Source organism: Pantoea sp. SGAir0418 (assembly GCF_043529865.1).
Window position 1 is genome coordinate 3024886 of record NZ_CP027911.1, and the last position, 18154, is coordinate 3043039.

Below are 18154 nucleotides of genomic sequence, written 5' to 3' on the forward strand. Positions count from 1 at the left end.
AGAGTCCGGTGGCGTTTACTGCGCCACATTCTCGCGGATTCCGTTCGCCACAATCAAGCGCGGTGGCAGCACGAAGCGGAAGCAGGTTTCCTGATGCGGCACGCTGCTGATCTCCAGCCGCGTGGTGTGGTGGCCGAGCGCGTGCTTAACAATGGCCAGCCCCAGCCCGCTGCCGCCGGTGGCGCGCGAGCGCGCTTTATCCACGCGGTAGAAGCGTTCGGTCAGGCGCGGCAGATGCTCCTCGCTGATGCCGGGCCCGTTGTCGCACACTTTAAATTCGGCGCCCTGTTTGGTGCGCAGCCAGCTGATGTCGATGCGCGTGCCATCCGGCGTGTGGTTCACCGCGTTATACACCAGATTGGAAATCGCGCTGCGCAGCTGTTCATCATTGCCGAACACCTTCAGGTGTGGATCGGTATGGAAATGGATGCTGTGACGGCCCTGGCTGAGGGTTTCCGCCTCGCGCTGTAACAGCAGCAGCATGGTCGGCACATCCACCGTCTCTTTCAGATCAATGGCGGGAGCCGCTTCGATGCGTGACAGCGTCAGCAGCTGCTTCACCAGGCTGTCCATGCGTCGCGTCTGCTCCTGCATGGTATTGAGCGCCTTGCTGCGGGTGCGCTCGTTCATCCCGGCATCGTCCATCATCTCCAGATAGCCCTGCAGCACTGTCAGCGGGGTACGCAGTTCATGGCTGACGTTGGCGAAGAAGTTACGCCGCGCCCCTTCCAGCTGGTGCATCTGGGTGACGTCACGCGCCACCATCAGCCACTGCCCTTCGCTGTAAGGCATGACGCGGAACTCCATGTGATGCTGATTATTCAGCACCAGCGTCAGCGGCTTGTTGAAGTCGCGCTGGCGGATATAGCGGGAGAATTCAGGGTAGCGCAGCAGGTTGAGGATATTCTGGCCATTATCTTCCGGCCAGCGCAGCCCGAGATGCTGCTGGGCCAGACCGTTACACCAGAAAATGGTGCCCTCTTCGGTGGTGAGCACCACCGCGTCCGGCAGCGACTCGGCCCCGCTGCGAAAGCGTTTGATCAGATTGCCCAGCTCGCGCCGGCGGCGGCGATTGCGCAACTGCATTTGATACAGGCCGTAAAACAGCGGTTCCCAGCTGCCGCGCCCGGTGGGAGGCGTCATTGAACGATCAATCCACAGCCAGTGCGACAGCCGCATCAGATTTTTGAAGTGCCAGAACAGCACGCCGCACACGGCCAGTAACAGCCACCACGGCAGATAGCCAACCAGCAGACCCAGCACCAGCGCAGGCAGACACACCAGCGCCAGCTCGGTCAGTAATCTCTTCCAGGAGAGTCGTTCCAGCACGGTAAAAGACTCCGTTTAGTAGCGGGCAGAGAAACGATACCCTGTTCCGCGAACGGTTTGTACCATGCGATCGTGGCCGGAAACTTCCAGTGCTTTACGTAAACGACGGATATGCACATCCACGGTGCGGTCTTCCACATACACGTTAGTGCCCCACACGTGATTCAGCAGTTGTTCGCGGCTGTATACGCGCTCCGGATGCGTCATAAAGAAGTGCAGCAGTTTGTATTCGGTCGGTCCCATTTCCAGCGGCGTGGTTTCGGACATCACGCGATGCGAGGAGGGATCGAGGCTCAGCCCCTGCATCTCAATCACCTCTTCCACCGCCATCGGTGAGATGCGGCGCATCACGGCTTTAATGCGCGCCATCAGCTCTTTGGGCGAGAACGGCTTGGTGATGTAATCATCGGCGCCCACTTCCAGCCCGCGCACGCGATCTTCCTCTTCGCCGCGCGCCGTCAGCATCATCACCGGAATATCACGCGTCATGGCTTCACGCTTTAAATGTTTGATGAACTGAATGCCGCTGCCGCCGGGTAACATCCAGTCCAGCAGAATCAGATCGGGCCAGGGTTCGATCAGCTTGCCAATCGCGCTGTCATAGTCCTCAGCCTCAATCGGCTGATAATCGTTTTGTTCCAGCACGAAACATAACATTTCACGGATGGGAGCTTCGTCTTCCACAACCAAAATGCGCTTAGCCATTATTACTCCTGCGATTGTGACGGCATGTCACGGGGGTTTGCGGCGCCATTATGCGTCAGTTTTGTGACACTTTTATGAAAAACCCACCTCATGATAATCAGATAAAAAGCGCAATTGTGACAACCGGTTTCGCTTTTTTTTCATTGCGTTGTTAAGCGGTTATACTGCCGCTTTGCGATAGCAGGCACGGAGCATTCATGCGCATTATTCACACCGCTGACTGGCATATCGGTCAGTTCTTTTACAGCAAAAGCCGCGCCGCCGAGCACCAGCAATTCCTCGACTGGCTGCTGGCCGCGATTGTGCAGCATCAGGTGGATGCACTGATCGTCGCTGGCGACCTGTTTGATACCGGTTCGCCGCCCAGCTACGCACGCGAACTGTTTAACCGTTTCGTGGTGGCGCTGCAGCCCAGCGGCTGCCAGCTGATTGTGCTGGCCGGCAACCATGATTCGGTCGCCACGCTGAATGAATCGCGCGAGCTGCTGGCCTGCCTCAATACCCGCGTCATTACCAGCGCCACGCCCGGCGGCGAGCAGCAGGTGCTGACGCTGCAACAGCGCGACGGCACGCCGGGCGCGCTGCTGTGCGCCATTCCCTATCTGCGTCCGCGCGACATTCTGCGCAGCCAGGCGGGTCAGTCCGGTCGCGATAAGCAGCTGTCGCTGCTGCAGGCGATTGAGCAGCACTATCAGCACTGTTATGCCGCCGCTGTGGCGCAGCGCGAAGCCATGGGCAGTACGCTGCCGATCATCGCCACCGGGCATCTCACCACCGTGGGCGTCAGCAAGAGCGATTCGGTGCGTGATATCTACATCGGCACGCTGGACGCCTTTCCGGCGCAGGCCTTCCCGCCAGCCGACTACATTGCGCTGGGCCATATACATCGCGCGCAGCGCATCGCCGACAGCGATCACATCCGCTACAGCGGTTCGCCGATTGCGCTCAGTTTTGATGAGCTGGGACGTGAGAAAAGCGTATTCCTGCTGGAATTTAGCACCCGGCTGGAGTCCGTCACACCGCTGGTTATTCCGTCATTCCAGCCGATGCAGATGTTAAAAGGCGCGATGGCGGAGATCGAACAGCAACTGACCGCGTTTCACACCTATGAAGGCGATCTGCCGGTGTGGCTGGATATCGAAATCACCACTCAGGAGTACCTGAGCGATCTGCAGCGCCGCATCGAACAGCTAACCGACGCGCTGCCGGTTGAGGTGCTGCTGGTGCGCCGCAGCCGCGATCAGCGTCAGCGCAGCCTGGCGCGGCTGGAGAACGAAACCCTGGGCGAACTGAAAGTTGAAGAGGTATTTGCCCGCCGGCTGGCGCTGGAGGAGCAGCTGGAGGATGAACAGCGCGCGCAGTTAACGCAGCTGTTTCGCAGCACGCTGGCGACGCTGGAGGATCCGGGCGCATGAAAATTCTGACGCTGCGTTTTAAAAACCTCAACGCGCTGCGCGGCGAGTGGTTTATCGATTTCCGCCGCGAGCCGTTTGCCAGCAACGGGCTGTTCGCCATCACCGGCGCCACCGGCGCGGGTAAAACCACGCTGCTGGATGCCATCTGTCTGGCGCTCTATCACCAGACGCCGCGCCTTGGTGGCCTGTCGCAGAGCGAAAATCAGCTGATGACGCGTGACACCGCTGAGTGCCTCGCCGAAGTGGAGTTTGAGATCAAAGGTGAAGCCTGGCGCGCCTTCTGGAGCCAGAACCGCGCGCGCGGCCTGGCGGAAGGTAAACTGCAGGCGCCGCGTGTCGAACTGGCGCGCGTGGCGGACAACCAGATCGTCGCCGATAAAGTCGGTGACAAGCTCAAAGCCATCGAAACCTTGTCCGGTCTCGATTTTGCCCGCTTCACCCGTTCTATGATGCTGTCGCAGGGGCAGTTTGCCGCCTTCCTCAATGCCAAACCCGGCGAGCGCGCCGAGCTGCTGGAGGAGCTGACCGGCACCGAAATCTACGGCCACATCTCGATGCAGATCTACGAGCGCTGGCGCACGGCGCGCGCGGCACTCGACACGCTGCGCGCCCGCGCCGGTGCGGTGCAGTTGCTCGACGACGCCCGCCGCGCCGAACTGGCGCAGCAGCTGGAGCAGCTGACCCGCACCGAACAGGATCTGAGCGAGCAGCTGGCGCAGGCCCAGCAGCAGCAGCAGTGGCTGACGCAGCAGCAGCAGCTCAACGCGGAGCAACAGCAGGCGCAGCAGGCGTTGCAGGCTGCCGCCACGGCCTGGCAGCAGGCGGAAGGCGATCGCCAGCGGCTGGCGCGTGCTGAACCGGCGGAGAAGCTGCGCGACAAACTGCAGCAGCGCGAACAGCTGCAGCGCGACCAGCAGACACTGAACCAGCAGGCGCAGCAGTTACAGCAGCAACAGCAACAGGCGCAAGCGGCGCTGCAGCAGGGTGAAAGCCACTATCAGGCAGCACAGCAGGCGCGTGAACGTGCGCTGGCCGAACAGCAACAGCTGGAGACGCTGCTGAGCGAACAGGTGATCCCGCTCGATCAGCAGATCGCCAGCCGTGCACAGCAGCTTGAGCAGCAGCAGGCGCTGCTGAGCGAACAGCAAAAAACGCTGTTACTCAGCCAGCAGGCGCTGGATCAGCATCAGCAGGCAAGTGAACGCTTACAACAGCAGCTGGCGCAGCAGCAGGCGTTTCGCCTGAGTGAAGCCGCTGTCGCCCGCTGGGGCGGCGAACTGGCGCGCTGGCAGGCCGAACTCGCCCGGCTTGAAGAGCGTGAGCAAACGCTGACGCAGCTCAGCGCGCAGCAGCAACAACTGCATAGTCAGCTCGAACAGCAGCAGCAGGCGCTGCAGGCGCGCGAACAGGCGGCACAGCCGCTGCAACAGGCGGAAGCCGCGGCACAGCAGCAGCGCCAGCAGGCGGAGCAGGTGCTTACTTCGCTGGAAGCAGAGATCGCCAGCCCGGCGCTGCGGACGGCGCTGGCGCAGCATCAGCAGCAGCGCGGCGTACGTCAGCAGCTCAGCCTGCTGGCGGCACAGTGGCAAACGCTCCAGCCGCAGCGCCAGCAGCGCCAGCTTAAGCTGCAGCAGTTACAGCAGCATGCTGAGCAGGAAGCGCTGGCATTGCAGCAGCTGCGCGAGGAGTACAAGCGCGAGCATCAGACGCTGCTGGACGTGCGTCGCCTGTGCGAGCTGGAGCGCACGATTATTCAGCTGGCCGACGAGCGGGCGAAGCTGCAGCCGGAACAGCCCTGCCCGCTGTGCGGCTCCTGCCAGCATCCGGCCATCGACCGCTATCAGCAGTTACAGCCGGATGAAAATCAGCAGCGGCAGGCGGCGCTGGAAACGCACGTGGCGCAGCTCAGGGAAGCCGGCACCGCGCGGGGCGAGCAGCTCAAACTGTCGCAGCAGCAACAGCAGGCGCTGCAACAGGAAATCGCCGACCTCGACCAGCAGATCGCCGCCACCCGCGAGCGCTGGCAGGCGCTGTGCGGTGAGCTGGCGCTTACCTTCAGCGCTGAACAGCACGCAGAATTCAGCGCCTGGCAGCAGCAGCAGGACGCGCTCGAAGCCCGCCAGCAGCAGCAGTTGCAGGCGCGTGAACAGGCGGCCGTCACGTTGCAGCAGGCCAAAGACGCGCATCTGCAACAGCAGCAGCGCTGGCAGCAACATCAGCAGCAGCAACAGCTGGCACAGCAGCAGCTGGCCAGCGCCCGGCAGCAGCGGGATGAGATCGATCAGCGCGTCAGCGGTGAACGGCAGGCATGGCAGCAGCAACAGCAGCAGCTGGAACAGCAGCTGGCTGCCCATCAACTTAGCCTGCCTGCAGCGCCCGAGCGCGCCGGCTGGCTGCAAACGCTGCAGCAGCGCTGGCAGCAGTGGCAGGAAAGTGAGCGGTTACTTGCTGAGCTACAGCCGCAGCTGGCGAAAAGCGAAACGGAAGGAAGCAGCCTGCAGCACGCTCTGGCGCGTGAACAGCAGCAGGTCGCCAGCCTGCAGCAAGCCCTTAACCACCTGCAACAGCAGCAGCAGGCCCAGCAGCAGCAGCGTCAGCAGCTGTTTGGCGACCGGCGCGTGGCGGACGCGCGTCAGCAGCAGCACGCCACGCTGCAACAGCATGACCAGGCGCTGGCGCAACAGCTGCAGCGCTGGCAGCAGGCGCAAAGCGAGCTGCACGGCCTGAAAGGTCAGTATGAACAGATTGTCAGCCAGCAGCAGACGCTGGCGCAGCGCGCAGCGGACGCTGAAAACGCCTTCCGGCAGGCATTGCTGCTCAGTGATTTCGCTGACGAAAGCGCCCTGCGCGCCGCGCTGCTGGCGGAAGATGAGGTGCAGACGCTGCGCCAGCGGCTGCAAACGCTGGAGCAGCAGCATCAGCAGCACACCGCGCTGCATGCCAGACTGGCGCAGCGGCTGAGCGATCACCAGCAGCAGCGCCCGGCCGCACTCAGCGATGCCGATGCAGACTCCATCGCCGCCCGGCTGGAGCAGCTGCGCGTGGCGCTGCGTGACAATGCACGCCAGCAGGGCGAAGCGCAGCAGCAGTTGCACAGCGATGCGCAGCAGCGTCAGCAGCAGCAAACGCTGCTGGCGCAGATCGCCGCTGACGAAGCGGAACTGGCACAGCTGAGCCGCCTCAACGATCTGATCGGGTCGGCCAAAGGCGACAAGTTCCGCCGCTTTGCTCAGGGCTTAACCCTCGATCATCTGGTGTGGCTGGCAAACCGCCAGCTCGATCGCCTGCACGGCCGCTATTTATTGCAGCGCCGCGTCAGCGATGAGCTGGAGCTGGAAGTGGTGGATACCTGGCAGGCCGATGCCACGCGCGACACGCGTACGCTGTCCGGCGGCGAGAGCTTCCTCGTCAGCCTTGCGCTGGCGCTGGCGCTGTCCGATTTGGTCAGCCATAAAACGCGCATTGAATCACTGTTTCTCGACGAAGGCTTCGGCACGCTGGATGCCGAAACGCTGGACACCGCGCTGGATGCGCTCGATGCGCTCAACGCCAGCGGGAAAACCATCGGTGTGATCAGTCATGTGGAAGCGATGAAAGAGCGCATCCCGGTGCAGATCCGGGTGCGTAAAATGAACGGGCTCGGCTACAGTAAACTGGAGCTGCCGGGCGAGTGATGCGTGAAGTGGCGCGGCGATCAGCTGATCGCCGTGCCAGGTAGATTAACGCGTAACCGGCGCTTTGTAGCGCGGGCCGGCCAGCAGACCACCCTGCTCGTTCTGCGCTAACAGACGTGCGCTGGTGACACCCGCAATGGTGTGCGCTTTGTCGCCCGCGTTGCTGGCAATCTGTTTGATCGCCGCCGACACCAGCATGCCAATGATGCCGCCGTTGCTGTTGTTGCTGTTCTCAGAATCATTGGCGGTGGCCATGCCCTGCCACAGCTCTTTACCGCTGCGCAGATCGACCAGACGGGCAGTGGCCGAGACCGTGGTCACCGAATCAACCACCAGATAGCTGCTGCCATAATCGGTAATCGAAATGTACAGTGCGCTGTCTGCGTTGAAGATGTCATGCAAGCGCTTCGTGCTCACCGCCTGAATTTCATGCCCGTTGCTCAGGCCGTTTTGCTGGAAGGTCTCTTCCACCACCGCCACCGGGAACACGTAGTAACCCGCTTCCGCCAGCGGCTGGGTCACCAGCGAGGTGAAGCTGTGCGACGCGTTGATATCCGGCGCACGGTTATCGGCAGGCAGCACCAGAATTGACGCCGGCTTACTGGCACGGAAGGCGCTGTAGTCATACGGTTTCTTATTCTGGGCACAGCCGGTCAGCAGCAGCGCCGCGAATACGCCGCACACGGCAATCAGTTTTTTCATTGGTTCACTCCTTTTTTCTTCATCAGAAAGTCCATGTACGGGGCCGATTCCGGAAACAGCTGCTTCTCGAGGGCGAACTGGCTGAAAGCTTTATCCGTATTGCCGTTTTTGGCGTACAGCAGGCCCAGCTGAGCGTGCAGACCGGGTGCCACCGGCTTGTTCACCGCTTTGGCCTTTTCGATATCCAGATTCAGCGCATCAATCTGCTTCTGCGGATCGCTGTCTTTCTGGTAATAGCTGTAGACCTGCTGCTGGTAATCACCCCAGTAGTAGATCGGCTCCGGTCCTTTTGGCGCACAGCCGGCCAGCACGCCTGCCGCGATCAGCGCGGCGCTCAGTTGCAGTAATTTCATCGTCAATATCCTTATTTCACCGGGCGCCATGCGCCGTTATTGATGCCATCCACCAGGTGGTCGACCGCTTCACGGATCGCCAGATCCATCACTTTGCCGTTCAGGGTAGAGTCATAGCTGGCGGTACCGCCAAAGCCGATCACCTCACGCGCTGACAGCTGGTATTCACCCGCGCCCTGCACGCTGTACACCACTTCTGAAGTGGTCACATCCACCACATTCAGGTTCACTTTGGCGTAAGCGATCTGGCTTTTACCGCGCCCGAGGATGCCCCACAGCTGCTGGTCGCCCACTTCTTTGCGCCCGAACTCGGTGATGTCACCGGTGATGATGTAGTTAGCGCCCTTGATATTCTGCTGGCTGTGTTTGAAGTCGGCTTCCTGCTGCAACTCTTTCAGGTTGCTGCGATCCAGCACGTTGAAGCGATTGGTCTGCTGCAGATGCGTAATCAGAATGGTTTTGGATTGGTTACCCAGACGATCAACGCCGTCTGAGAAAATCCCATTCATGTATGACGAACGGTTATCAAACTGTCCCACCGCGATTGGGCTGCGCACGCCCTGATAAGCCGGCTGGCTTGCGGCGCGAACCTGAGGCGCGTCGATGGCGCGCGACGACTCGGTGGCACAGCCACTGAGCAGCGCGGCGCTTAACAAGGAGAGTGCCGCAAAGGCATATTTCTTCTGCATTTCTGGTCCATGAATAAAGGAAGGGATAACACCGCCACCAGGCGGCAAATTCTGGTTATGCCGACAGTCAGAGTAATGCCATAGCATTCCCTGCTGCGGTCTGTAGACTGTCGGCAGCAGCGCCAGGAATCTTTAGCGAAAATGCAGGCTTATTAATGAATTTAATTAATCGATTAGCGAGACTATCAGGTGGGTTAGTAATGATGGTGGGGCTCAGCGCCTGCCAGCAGGTGTCCGCGCCAGCCCCCAGCCTGGCCAATCAGTGCCAGCCGCAGGGCGATGCTGACAGCGCCGCCTGCCACTGGAGTGAAGCACTGCAGCAGCAGCTCAATAAAAAGTTTCACGATGCGGCGCGCTATGCCGGACAGCAGTGCTGGGTGCGCCTGGAGTGGCAGAACAGTGGGCGCTACGCGGTGACGCAAACCCAGGGCGACGAAGCGCTGTGTTTGCGCGCGTGGCAGCTTATTGGTCAGTCGCGCGGCTTACCGCCTCCGCCGCAGCGCGACCAGCCAGCGTGGTTTGGCTTTGCGCCGCACCGGCCTGACTCACCAGCCCATCCTGGCGCCACTGGCGCGGGCTGATGCCGAACCAGCGGCGGAAGGCGCGGGAAAACGCGCTGACCTCAGAATAGCCGAGCAGCAGCGCCATCTCCGAGATGGGCAACTGTCTTTGCTGCAGGTAGTGCGTGGCCATTTCGCAACGCACCTTATCCACCAGCGCGCTAAAGCTGATGCCCTCTTCGCGCAGGCGTCGCTGCAGCGACCAGCTCGACAACCCCATTTTGCCGGCGATCTCCTCCAGTACCGGTTCGCCCTGAATGAGCGTCAGGCTGACCTGTGAACGCGCCTGTTCGACCACGCTCTGCACGCTGGCGCTGCTGTTGAGGCGGCGAATGGCATCCTGCATCACCATCAGCAGCATCGCATCCTGCTCCGGCATGGCGCGCTGCAGGTCGCGTTTCGCGATCAGCAGTGAGTTAAACGGCTGATCGAACCAGACCGGCGCATCAAACACTTTGCAGTGCTCGTGCCACTGCTCCGGACGCGGATGTTCAAAGTGCACCTCGCGCGGCGCCCAGTTTTTGCCCGCCACGTGGCGAATCAGGTTGAGGAACATGCCGAGCGTCAGCTCCGCATCCTGACGGCGTGCCAGGATCGCTCCGTGGCGCACCTGATAATCGAGCCGCCAGCAGTCGCCCTTGTCCACCAGCCGCGTCAGCGTATCGTGCTGGTGCCAGGGAAACGCGTTCACCACATTGTGCAGCGCCTGCTCCAGCGTCGGCGAGCACAGTCCGATGTAGCCAATTAACCCTAATGACTGCGGTTTGAACTGCCTGCCGTAATGCAAACCGAAGTTATCAAAGCCGGAGTGGCGCGCCGCTTCTTCCATCACGCGGCAATAGTTCACCAGCCCGAGGCTCAGTGTCGGGCTGGCCAGCAGTTCGGAATCGATACCGCTGATGCCAAAGATGCGATCGACATCGCCGCCTTTATCCGTAATGAAGGCGCTCAGACCGGTCGCCGCCGCGGCCAGAACGCCACGGTTGCTGGCGGGTGTGGCAAACGCGCTGAAGGCATCTGCAGCAGAGATGAGTGATTGCATGGGAACCTCTCAGGGATCGCGCGGATAACAGAATGAAGGGATCCAGCAATTTTCATACCAGCGTCACCCGACGGCGCGCGGTGCAAGGCAATGCACCGCCTGGCCGCCGCTGGCGCGCTCCCGGCGGCGATCTGCGTGCCTGGCAGCGCGCCTGTCACGGCTGGCGCGCTTGATGCGCAGGCACCAGATTACGCCATCAGCGCGCGCCGCTGCCCTCTGCTGGTGCAGGTCACGCGCCTACCGGCAGCTGGCTGCTCTCAAGATAGCGACGGCACAGCCGCACCGAATGGCTGGCCCAGTGCGGCCCGAGGCTGAGCGCCATCTCGGTATCGGCGTGCGTGCCCATCCACGCCGTCATCTGGATACGACGCTGAATCAGCAGCGTCGGCACCAGCGCCATCTCAGCATCACTGATGTGCGCCACGCGTTCATAGCCGAGGATCCAGTTATCCACCCACTCCGCCGCACGCGGATGGTGCTCGACGAAACTGATCGCGGCCGCCAGATCGTGCAGATACCAGCCCATGCCGCAGTCGTCGAAGTCGATCACCCGGGTTTCGCCTTTGTGCAGCAGCAGATTGGTCAGACGCAGATCGGCGTGGATCAGGCCGTAGCGATCGCGCTCTTTACCAAATTCCGCCAGCGCCTGCCCGGCGCGCTCCACCGCCGCTGCGATAATGCCGTGATCGGCCGGATCAAGATGGGGCGCATCCTGCCAGCGCCCCCAGTGGCTGTGCTCGCTGACCATGGTGTGATGATCCCAGATAATACGCTGAAAACCTTCGGGTTTCTGCCAGCTGCGGCTGTGCTGATGCAGGCGCGCGGTGATGGTCCCGAGCTGCTGAAAGGCTTTGGGATCGACGTCGGTGGTCGGCATCTCGCCGTCAATCCAGTGGAACAGCACCGCATGACGCGAGCTGCCGTCCGCCAGCGTCAGCGTCAGTACGCTTTCACCGTCGCGCGCCGGAATCGCCTGCGGCACCATGATGCCGGTCTCGCGCAGCGCATCGAGCCACATCAGTTCACTGAGAATATCCGCTTTGCTGTGGTAATCCGGCCGGTGCAGGCGCAGCGCGTAGCGTTTGCCGCCAGCACGCAGCAAAAAGGTGGCGTTCTCCGAACGGCACAGCAATTGCAGCTCACCGTGCAGCGCGGCGGGATAGCAGGCCAGCGCACGTTGCGCCAGCAGGGTGATCTCGGCATCGGTCAGGGATTCGGCTTGTTTGGCGCTCATTCATCACTCTCCAGCATCAGTCTCTATAAACCAGTGTTATCAGCATGGGATGAGGTCGTCCTGACTGCCTGACCGCAGAACAGCAAAAGTTGACCGCAGCGTACAGCCCGCGCTTTTTCTGGCAGCGAGTTGACCGCAGAGGACAAAACTCACTGCGCCGGCGTCAAGTTTTCCCGTCCCGGGCAGCGGCATTATCCCTTCACTGTAGCGCAAACCCACAATAGCGCGGTGCCAACGCCGCACAACAAGCATGACGGGGAGATGAAGATGACAGGCAAACTAAAACCCACGCTGGGCACCCTGCATTTATGGGGTATTGCGGTTGGACTGGTGATTTCCGGTGAGTATTTCGGCTGGAGCTATGGCTGGGGCGTGGCCGGGACGCTGGGATTCCTGATCACCACCGCGCTGATCGCCACGCTTTATACCTGCTTTATTTTTAGCTTTACCGAACTGACCACGGCGATTCCGCACGCTGGCGGGCCGTTCGCTTACAGCCGTCGGGCATTTGGCGAAACCGGTGGTCTGATTGCCGGTCTGGCGACGCTGATTGAGTTCGTGTTCGCCCCGCCGGCCATCGCCATGGCGATTGGCGCCTACCTCAACGTGCAGTATCCCGATCTCAACCCCAAAACGGCGGCGGTCGGGGCTTATCTGTTGTTTATGGCACTGAATATTCTCGGCGTGAAGCTGGCCGCGATGTTCGAACTGGTGGTAACGGTGCTGGCGGTGCTGGAGCTGCTGGTGTTCATGGGTGTGGTATCGCCGGGTTTCAGCGTCGCTAACTTCGCCGCCAACGGCTGGGCTGGCAGCGATCATTTTGGCATGCCAGCGCTGTCCGGCATCTTTGCCGCCATCCCGTTCGCTATCTGGTTTTTCCTCGCCATTGAAGGCGCGGCGATGGCGGCCGAAGAGGCCAAAGACCCCAAACGCACCATCCCGAAAGCCTACATCAGCGGCATTCTTACTCTGGTGGTGCTGGCGATTGGCGTAATGCTGCTGGCCGGCGGCGCGGGCGACTGGCGCAAGCTGTCGGACATCAACGATCCGCTGCCGCAGGCGATGAAGATGATCGTCGGCGAGCACTCTAACTGGATGCACATGCTGGTGTGGATCGGCCTGTTTGGCCTGGTTGCCAGTTTCCACGGCATCATCCTTGGCTACTCGCGTCAGTTCTTTGCCCTGGCGCGCGCGGGCTATCTGCCGCCCAGCCTGGCGAAGCTGTCGCGCTTCCAGACGCCGCACCGCGCCATCATCGCCGGCGGTATCATCGGTATCGCCGCCATTTACAGCGACGGACTGATCAACCTGCAGGGCATGACGCTGACGGCCGCGATGATCACCATGGCGGTGTTCGGCGCGATTGTGATGTACCTGATGAGTATGCTGAGCCTGTTTAAGCTGCGCCGCAGCGCACCGGACCTGGAGCGCAGCTTCCGTGCGCCGGGCTATCCGCTGGTTCCGGGCATCGCACTGGTGCTGTCGCTGGTGTGTCTGGTGGCGATGCTGTGGTTTAACCCGGTAATCGGCGGATTGTTTGTGGCGATCATGGTGCTCGGCTACCTTTACTTCCTCGCCACCAAAGCCCAGCGCGAGCGCGCACCGCAGGACTCCATGCTGGTTGGCGAGTAACAAACGCATTGCCCCTGCCCTTCAGGCAACGGAGACGGGTACACAGAGCTCTTTGAGTACCCGTCTCTTTCTGCCCCACGCGATAAATCCATCCCACCACAGCACCGCTCCGGTCTTGCTGCTGTGATACCTTTTTTGCATGACGAAAATGACAATTCATTACGCGTAATCGGGGTGCAACAATCAAAAAAAACACAAAAGGAGCCACTATGCACACCCGACATTTATCGCAAACCCTGACTGTCAGTTCGATCGGCTATGGTGCCATGGGACTGAGCGAATTTTATGGTCAGACAGACGACACCGCTTCACTGCAGCTGTTACACACGCTTATCGACCTGAATATCACGTTTATCGACACCGCGGATATGTACGGGCGGGGCCATAATGAGCGGCTGATTGGCCACTTTCTTGCCGGTCTGGATAACACCACGCGTGAGCAGTTTAAAATTGCCACCAAGTGCGGTATCGATCGCCCTGCGGACCAGGCTTATGCCCGGACGATTAACAACCAACCTGACTACATCACCCGCTGCTGTAATGAATCGCTTAAAAGGCTTGGCGTTGAGCGCATCGATCTGTTCTATCTTCACCGCGTGAGCCAGGTTACGCCGATTGAAGAGAGCATGGAATGCCTGAGCCGCCTCGTTAAAGCGGGTAAGATCAACCACATTGGCCTGTGTGAAGTTTCTGCTTCAACCCTGCGCCGGGCCCATGCCGTCCACCCGATCGCCGCCCTGCAAACCGAATATTCACTGTGGACGCGCGATATCGAAGCTGAGATTCTGCCGGTGGTGAAAGAGCTGGGTATAGGTTTAGTTCCCTACTCTCCGCTGGGCAGAGGGTTTCTGACCGGAAAGTATCGTTATAACAGCGACTTCGCTGAGGGTGATTTCCGCAAAAATAATGCGCGCTTTAGTCAATCCAGCCTCGACCATAACGCCCAGCTTCTTGACGCGGTGCACCCGCTTGCTGAAAAGTACAGCTGCACGCCGGGGCAGATTGCGCTGGCCTGGCTACTGGCGCAGTACGACAAGCTGATCCCCATTCCGGGAACGAAACAGACCCGCTATCTGGCGGAAAATGCGCAGGCCGCCGATATCGTGCTGGAACAGGCAGATATCGCCTTACTGAACGCTATCCACCAGCATATTGAGATAAAGGGCGAGCGCTATTCTCAGGAAGGGATGAAAAGCATTAATGCCTGAAGCCATAACCGGGTAACGCCCGGTTATTTTTTCTGACGTCGCGCCGCCAGCCTGCTGCGCGACCAGACCGATTACCCCCATATCCTGCTGATCTTTAGCGGGGTAGAATAACGTCTTTGATTACCCGGATGGACTCTATGGCGACGGCAGAGCACCTTATCAGCAACCATCTCCCCAGTGTGAAACAGCTTCAATGCTTTCTTGCGGTTGCGCACGAGCTGAACTTTCGCCGGGCCGCCGAACGGCTCAGAATGACTCAGCCTCCGCTAACCCGACAGATTAAGCGCCTTGAAGCCGTGCTGGAGCAGCCGTTGTTTAGCCGCAGCACCCATGACGTCAGTCTGACGGACGCTGGCCGGGCGCTGGTAATCAAAGCGGAGAAGATCCTTCAGGCGCTGAATGAACTCAAGCCTGGCTCGCTTTCTTCAGAAAAGCGCCTGCGTATCGGCCTCACCCGCACGCTGAATTTTGCACTGATTGCGCCCATTCACCAGCAACTGCTGAAACTGGACGCCGCCGACGATGTGGAAACGCCCGATCTGACGTCTGCGCAGTTGCTGCAGTGTCTGGCAAAAAACCGCCTGGACCTGGTACTGACGGGCGAAAGGGCAACCGGCCACGAAGATACCGTTCAGTACCAGTGGATCGGTCGTGAGCCTTTGCTGGTAGCAATGCCGGCCAGACATCCGGCTAGCCTGAAAGAAAAAGTCTCGCTGGAAGCGATCGGTGATTTACCGCTGTTCTGGTTTGCCAGAAGCGCCAATCCGTCATTCTACGATAAATGTGAACGCTTGTTTTCACAGCTCCACACCCCGCTTAAAAGAGTTAAAGAGCCCGATGATTCACTGGTTATGCTGACACACATTGCCCGAGGAAAAGGCTTTGCCCTGATGCCGCAGTCGAAATGTACCTTTCATCAGGAAGGATTGTGTTATCGCGCACTGGCTGACGATGAAGCGCAAAAACTGCATATCGATATTTATGCCGCCATCAGACTGAATGAAAACCGGCCAGCCGTGCTGCATGCGCACGATATCGTGTGTCACGCCGGTCAGTTAAGCCAACACTGACCCGCTTCGGCCCCCTCTTCCGCTGGAAGAGGGGTTAAGCACGCATAAAGCGCCGTGATGCTACCCTTTCACCGGCCACAGCCAGGCGGCACCGCGCACGCCGCTGGAGTCACCGTGCACCGCTTTCAGCACCGGCGTTTCGCACTCGCGGCCGAACACCCACTGCTTCATCAGCGTCGGCACCGTCTGGTACAGCCGATCGTTGTTGCTCATGCCGCCGCCGAGCACGATCACATCCGGATCGAGCAGGTTAACCACCTGCGCCAGCGATTTGGCCAGCCGCGTTTCATAACGGCTCATCGCCAGCTCGGCCACCGGATCCTGCTGCTCGATCAGCCGGATGATCTCCGCGCCCTTCAGCGCCTGTCCGCTGAGACGCTGATAATCAATGGCGAAGCCGGTGCCGGAGACAAACGTCTCAATACAGCCCTGCAGCCCGCAGTAGCACGGAACTTCCGCGCGGTAGCGCAGTTCGTCTTCATCCATCCACGGCAGCGGATTGTGCCCCCACTCGCCTGCGTTACCGTTACCGCCAATGCGTGATTCTCCGTTGATGGCCACGCCTGCGCCGGAACCGGTGCCAATGATCACCGCAAACACCAGCGGCTGGCCTGCGCCTGCGCCATCGACCGCTTCGGAAACCGCCAGGCAATTCGCGTCGTTGGCGATGCGCACGTCACGATTCAGCGCACGCGCCAAATCTTTGTCCAGCGGCTGGCCGTTGAGCCACGTCGAGTTAGCATTTTTTACCCGCTGGGTATAAGGAGAAATCGTGCCGGGAATGCCGATGCCGACCGTTCCCTGCTGCCCGGTCTGCGCTTCCGCCAGCAGGACTAAATCGACAATCGCCTGCACCGTGGCGGCGTAGTCGTCACGCGGGGTATTCACGCGGTGGCGAAACAGCTCCTCGCCCTGGTCAGACAGCGCAATCACTTCTATTTTGGTGCCGCCTAAATCAATACCGATACGCACGATTTATTCCTCATTATTCGTTCAGGTGACAGATACAGTAGAAGGCTGAATCGGGAAAGGCAATGAAACCACTCCGATGTTTCGCTATCATGCGCGCTGACTGTTTTAGACTTGTGCGCCCGATCGCACCCACGGTAAGGAATCCTGATGTTGTGGTTTAAAAATATGATGGTTTATCGTCTGAATCGGGACATCCCGCTGTCCGCAGACGATCTGGAAAAACAGCTCGACGCCTTCACCTTCACGCCGTGCGGCAGCCAGGACATGGCCAAAACCGGCTGGGTCTCGCCGATGGGCAACCGCAGCGAAGCGCTGACGCATGTGATTAACGGTCAGATAGTGATCTGCGCCCGCACCGAGCAGAAAATTCTGCCGTCGCCGGTGGTGAAGCAGGCGCTGGAAGCCAAAATTGAGAAGCTGGAAGCGGAACAGAGCCGCAAGCTGAAAAAGACCGAAAAGGATTCGCTGAAAGATGAAGTGCTGCATAGCCTGCTGCCGCGCGCCTTCAGCCGTTTCAGTCAGACCTTTATGTGGATCGACACGGTCAATAATTTGATCATCGTCGACTGCGCCAGCGCGAAGAAAGCGGAAGATACGCTGGCGTTACTGCGTAAGAGCCTCGGCTCGCTACCGGTGGTGCCACTGACGCTGGAAAATCCGATCGAGCTGACGCTGACCGAATGGGTGCGCTCCGGTGAATTGCCGGCGGGTTTCACCCTGATGGACGAGGCTGAGCTGAAGGCGATACTGGAAGATGGCGGCGTGATCCGCTGTAAAAAGCAGGATCTGGTTTCGGACGAGATCGCCACCCACATCGAAGCCGGTAAAGTGGTCACCAAACTGGCGCTCGACTGGCAGGAGCGTATTCAGCTGGTGATCGCCGATGATGCCTCGGTGAAGCGTCTGAAGTTCAGCGACACGCTGCGCGAGCAGAATGACGATATCGATCGCGATGATTTCGCCCAGCGTTTTGATGCCGATTTCATTCTGATGACCAGTGAGCTGGCGGCATTGATCAGCAATCTGGTGGAAGCGTTAGGCGGCGAAGCGCAGCGTTAAGCGGACATCGCCGGCTTAAAGGATAGTACGGGTGTGTTTAACGGTCGCCATGAATGGCGCCCCTGCAAATATGCTGATTCATACCTGTAGGGTCAGCATTTATGCTGACCGCAGCCCACGCACCTCATGCTGGCGCATAAAAAAAACCGGTAACGCCGCACAGGCTTTACCGGTTGATCATGGATGCTGCTTTAACGCTTAAAGATAGCGGCACAGGTAAGACGTTGGCTCCGCCACCTGCAGGTGGAATTCGCTGTGGCCCGGCACGTTAAATACCGATCCGGCTTCGTACCATTTCCACTCGGCTTCGCCCGGCAGCAGCACTTTCAGCGCGCCGCTCACTACCGTCATCTCTTCCGGCTGGCCGGTACCAAAGGTGTATTCGCCTTCCGCCATCACGCCAACGCTGGCCCGGCCAATGGTCACGCTGTCGAAACCAATGGATTTCACTTTTCCGTCGAAATACTCACTTACGTTGAGCATGTTACTTCCTCACAGCACATTAGGGTT

17 protein-coding genes are annotated in these 18154 nt (G+C 60.0%); 8 read left to right on the plus strand and 9 right to left on the minus strand.

Annotation, left to right across the window (positions count from 1 at the left end; genetic code table 11):
• Window positions 1-15 precede the first annotated feature (15 nt).
• The gene (gene phoR / locus C1N84_RS14220) at window positions 16-1329 is read right to left on the minus strand and encodes a phosphate regulon sensor histidine kinase PhoR (RefSeq protein ID WP_058757977.1); all 1314 of its coding nucleotides are present in this window, start codon (window positions 1327-1329) and stop codon (window positions 16-18) included.
• 15 nt (window positions 1330-1344) lie between these two features.
• A complete protein-coding gene (gene phoB, locus C1N84_RS14225) occupies window positions 1345-2034 on the minus strand; it encodes a phosphate response regulator transcription factor PhoB (protein ID WP_021507143.1) in 690 nt (229 codons plus the stop codon).
• Between the two features lie 197 nt (window positions 2035-2231).
• Between phoB and sbcD the strand changes: the two genes are divergently transcribed.
• Both sbcD and C1N84_RS14235 read left to right on the plus strand, forming a co-directional pair.
• Entirely contained in the window at window positions 2232-3449 is a 1218-nt protein-coding gene (sbcD, locus tag C1N84_RS14230; RefSeq protein ID WP_264441580.1) for an exonuclease subunit SbcD, read from the plus strand.
• Window positions 3446-7123: an AAA family ATPase gene (locus C1N84_RS14235; protein ID WP_394541647.1), complete on the plus strand. Its 3678-nt coding sequence runs from the start codon at window positions 3446-3448 to the stop codon at window positions 7121-7123. Before sbcD ends, C1N84_RS14235 begins: the two co-directional genes overlap by 4 nt.
• A 45-nt stretch (window positions 7124-7168) precedes the next feature.
• Here C1N84_RS14235 and C1N84_RS14240 read toward each other — a convergent pair whose 3' ends face one another.
• From C1N84_RS14240 to C1N84_RS14250, 3 genes are read right to left on the minus strand one after another with little or no spacing between them, the layout of a single operon-like run.
• Entirely contained in the window at window positions 7169-7825 is a 657-nt protein-coding gene (locus tag C1N84_RS14240; protein WP_021507140.1) for a DUF799 domain-containing protein, read from the minus strand.
• Window positions 7822-8178 (minus strand): DUF4810 domain-containing protein, encoded by a 357-nt coding sequence (locus tag C1N84_RS14245; protein ID WP_021507139.1) that lies wholly within the window; start codon window positions 8176-8178, stop codon window positions 7822-7824. Before C1N84_RS14245 ends, C1N84_RS14240 begins: the two co-directional genes overlap by 4 nt.
• A gap of 11 nt (window positions 8179-8189) precedes the next feature.
• Window positions 8190-8867, minus strand: a complete 678-nt coding sequence (locus C1N84_RS14250; protein ID WP_021507138.1) for a CsgG/HfaB family protein — start codon at window positions 8865-8867, stop codon at window positions 8190-8192.
• 200 nt (window positions 8868-9067) lie between these two features.
• On the opposite strand from C1N84_RS14250, the gene C1N84_RS14255 reads away from it, so the two are divergent.
• Window positions 9068-9448 (plus strand): cell envelope integrity TolA C-terminal domain-containing protein, encoded by a 381-nt coding sequence (locus tag C1N84_RS14255; protein ID WP_242868557.1) that lies wholly within the window; start codon window positions 9068-9070, stop codon window positions 9446-9448.
• Here the strand turns inward: C1N84_RS14255 and C1N84_RS14260 are convergent.
• Window positions 9330-10469, minus strand: a complete 1140-nt coding sequence (locus C1N84_RS14260) for an AraC-like transcriptional regulator QhpR (protein ID WP_058757980.1) — start codon at window positions 10467-10469, stop codon at window positions 9330-9332. The two genes, C1N84_RS14255 and C1N84_RS14260, sit on opposite strands and share 119 nt — an antisense overlap.
• A 32-nt stretch (window positions 10470-10501) precedes the next feature.
• Between C1N84_RS14260 and C1N84_RS14265 the strand changes: the two genes are divergently transcribed.
• Window positions 10502-10642, plus strand: a complete 141-nt coding sequence (locus tag C1N84_RS14265; protein WP_264441582.1) for a hypothetical protein — start codon at window positions 10502-10504, stop codon at window positions 10640-10642.
• Window positions 10643-10698: 56 nt separating this feature from the next.
• Here C1N84_RS14265 and C1N84_RS14270 read toward each other — a convergent pair whose 3' ends face one another.
• On the minus strand, window positions 10699-11703 hold the full coding sequence (locus tag C1N84_RS14270; RefSeq protein ID WP_058775209.1) for a phosphotransferase enzyme family protein: 1005 nt from the start codon (window positions 11701-11703) through the stop codon (window positions 10699-10701).
• A gap of 267 nt (window positions 11704-11970) precedes the next feature.
• Here C1N84_RS14270 and eat point away from each other — a divergent pair, with 267 nt between their 5' ends.
• The 3 genes from eat (at window position 11971) to C1N84_RS14285 (ending at window position 15613) form a co-directional block, all read left to right on the plus strand.
• Complete coding sequence (gene eat / locus C1N84_RS14275; protein WP_264441584.1) at window positions 11971-13335, plus strand: ethanolamine permease; 1365 nt, start codon at window positions 11971-11973, stop codon at window positions 13333-13335.
• A gap of 209 nt (window positions 13336-13544) precedes the next feature.
• Window positions 13545-14543: an aldo/keto reductase gene (locus tag C1N84_RS14280; RefSeq protein WP_264441585.1), complete on the plus strand. Its 999-nt coding sequence runs from the start codon at window positions 13545-13547 to the stop codon at window positions 14541-14543.
• A 137-nt stretch (window positions 14544-14680) separates the two neighbouring features.
• Window positions 14681-15613, plus strand: coding sequence for a LysR family transcriptional regulator (locus tag C1N84_RS14285; RefSeq protein ID WP_150361724.1), 933 nt, complete (start codon window positions 14681-14683; stop codon window positions 15611-15613).
• Between the two features lie 60 nt (window positions 15614-15673).
• Here C1N84_RS14285 and mak read toward each other — a convergent pair whose 3' ends face one another.
• Window positions 15674-16585 (minus strand): fructokinase, encoded by a 912-nt coding sequence (gene mak, locus C1N84_RS14290; RefSeq protein WP_021507130.1) that lies wholly within the window; start codon window positions 16583-16585, stop codon window positions 15674-15676.
• Between the two features lie 147 nt (window positions 16586-16732).
• Here mak and rdgC point away from each other — a divergent pair, with 147 nt between their 5' ends.
• Window positions 16733-17644: a recombination-associated protein RdgC gene (rdgC, locus tag C1N84_RS14295; protein ID WP_021507129.1), complete on the plus strand. Its 912-nt coding sequence runs from the start codon at window positions 16733-16735 to the stop codon at window positions 17642-17644.
• Window positions 17645-17842: 198 nt separating this feature from the next.
• On the opposite strand, the gene ppnP is transcribed toward rdgC, so the two are convergent.
• Window positions 17843-18127 carry a pyrimidine/purine nucleoside phosphorylase gene (gene ppnP / locus C1N84_RS14300; protein ID WP_010616577.1) on the minus strand — a complete coding sequence of 95 codons (285 nt, stop codon included), beginning with the start codon at window positions 18125-18127 and terminating at the stop codon, window positions 17843-17845.
• Window positions 18128-18154: the final 27 nt, after the last annotated feature.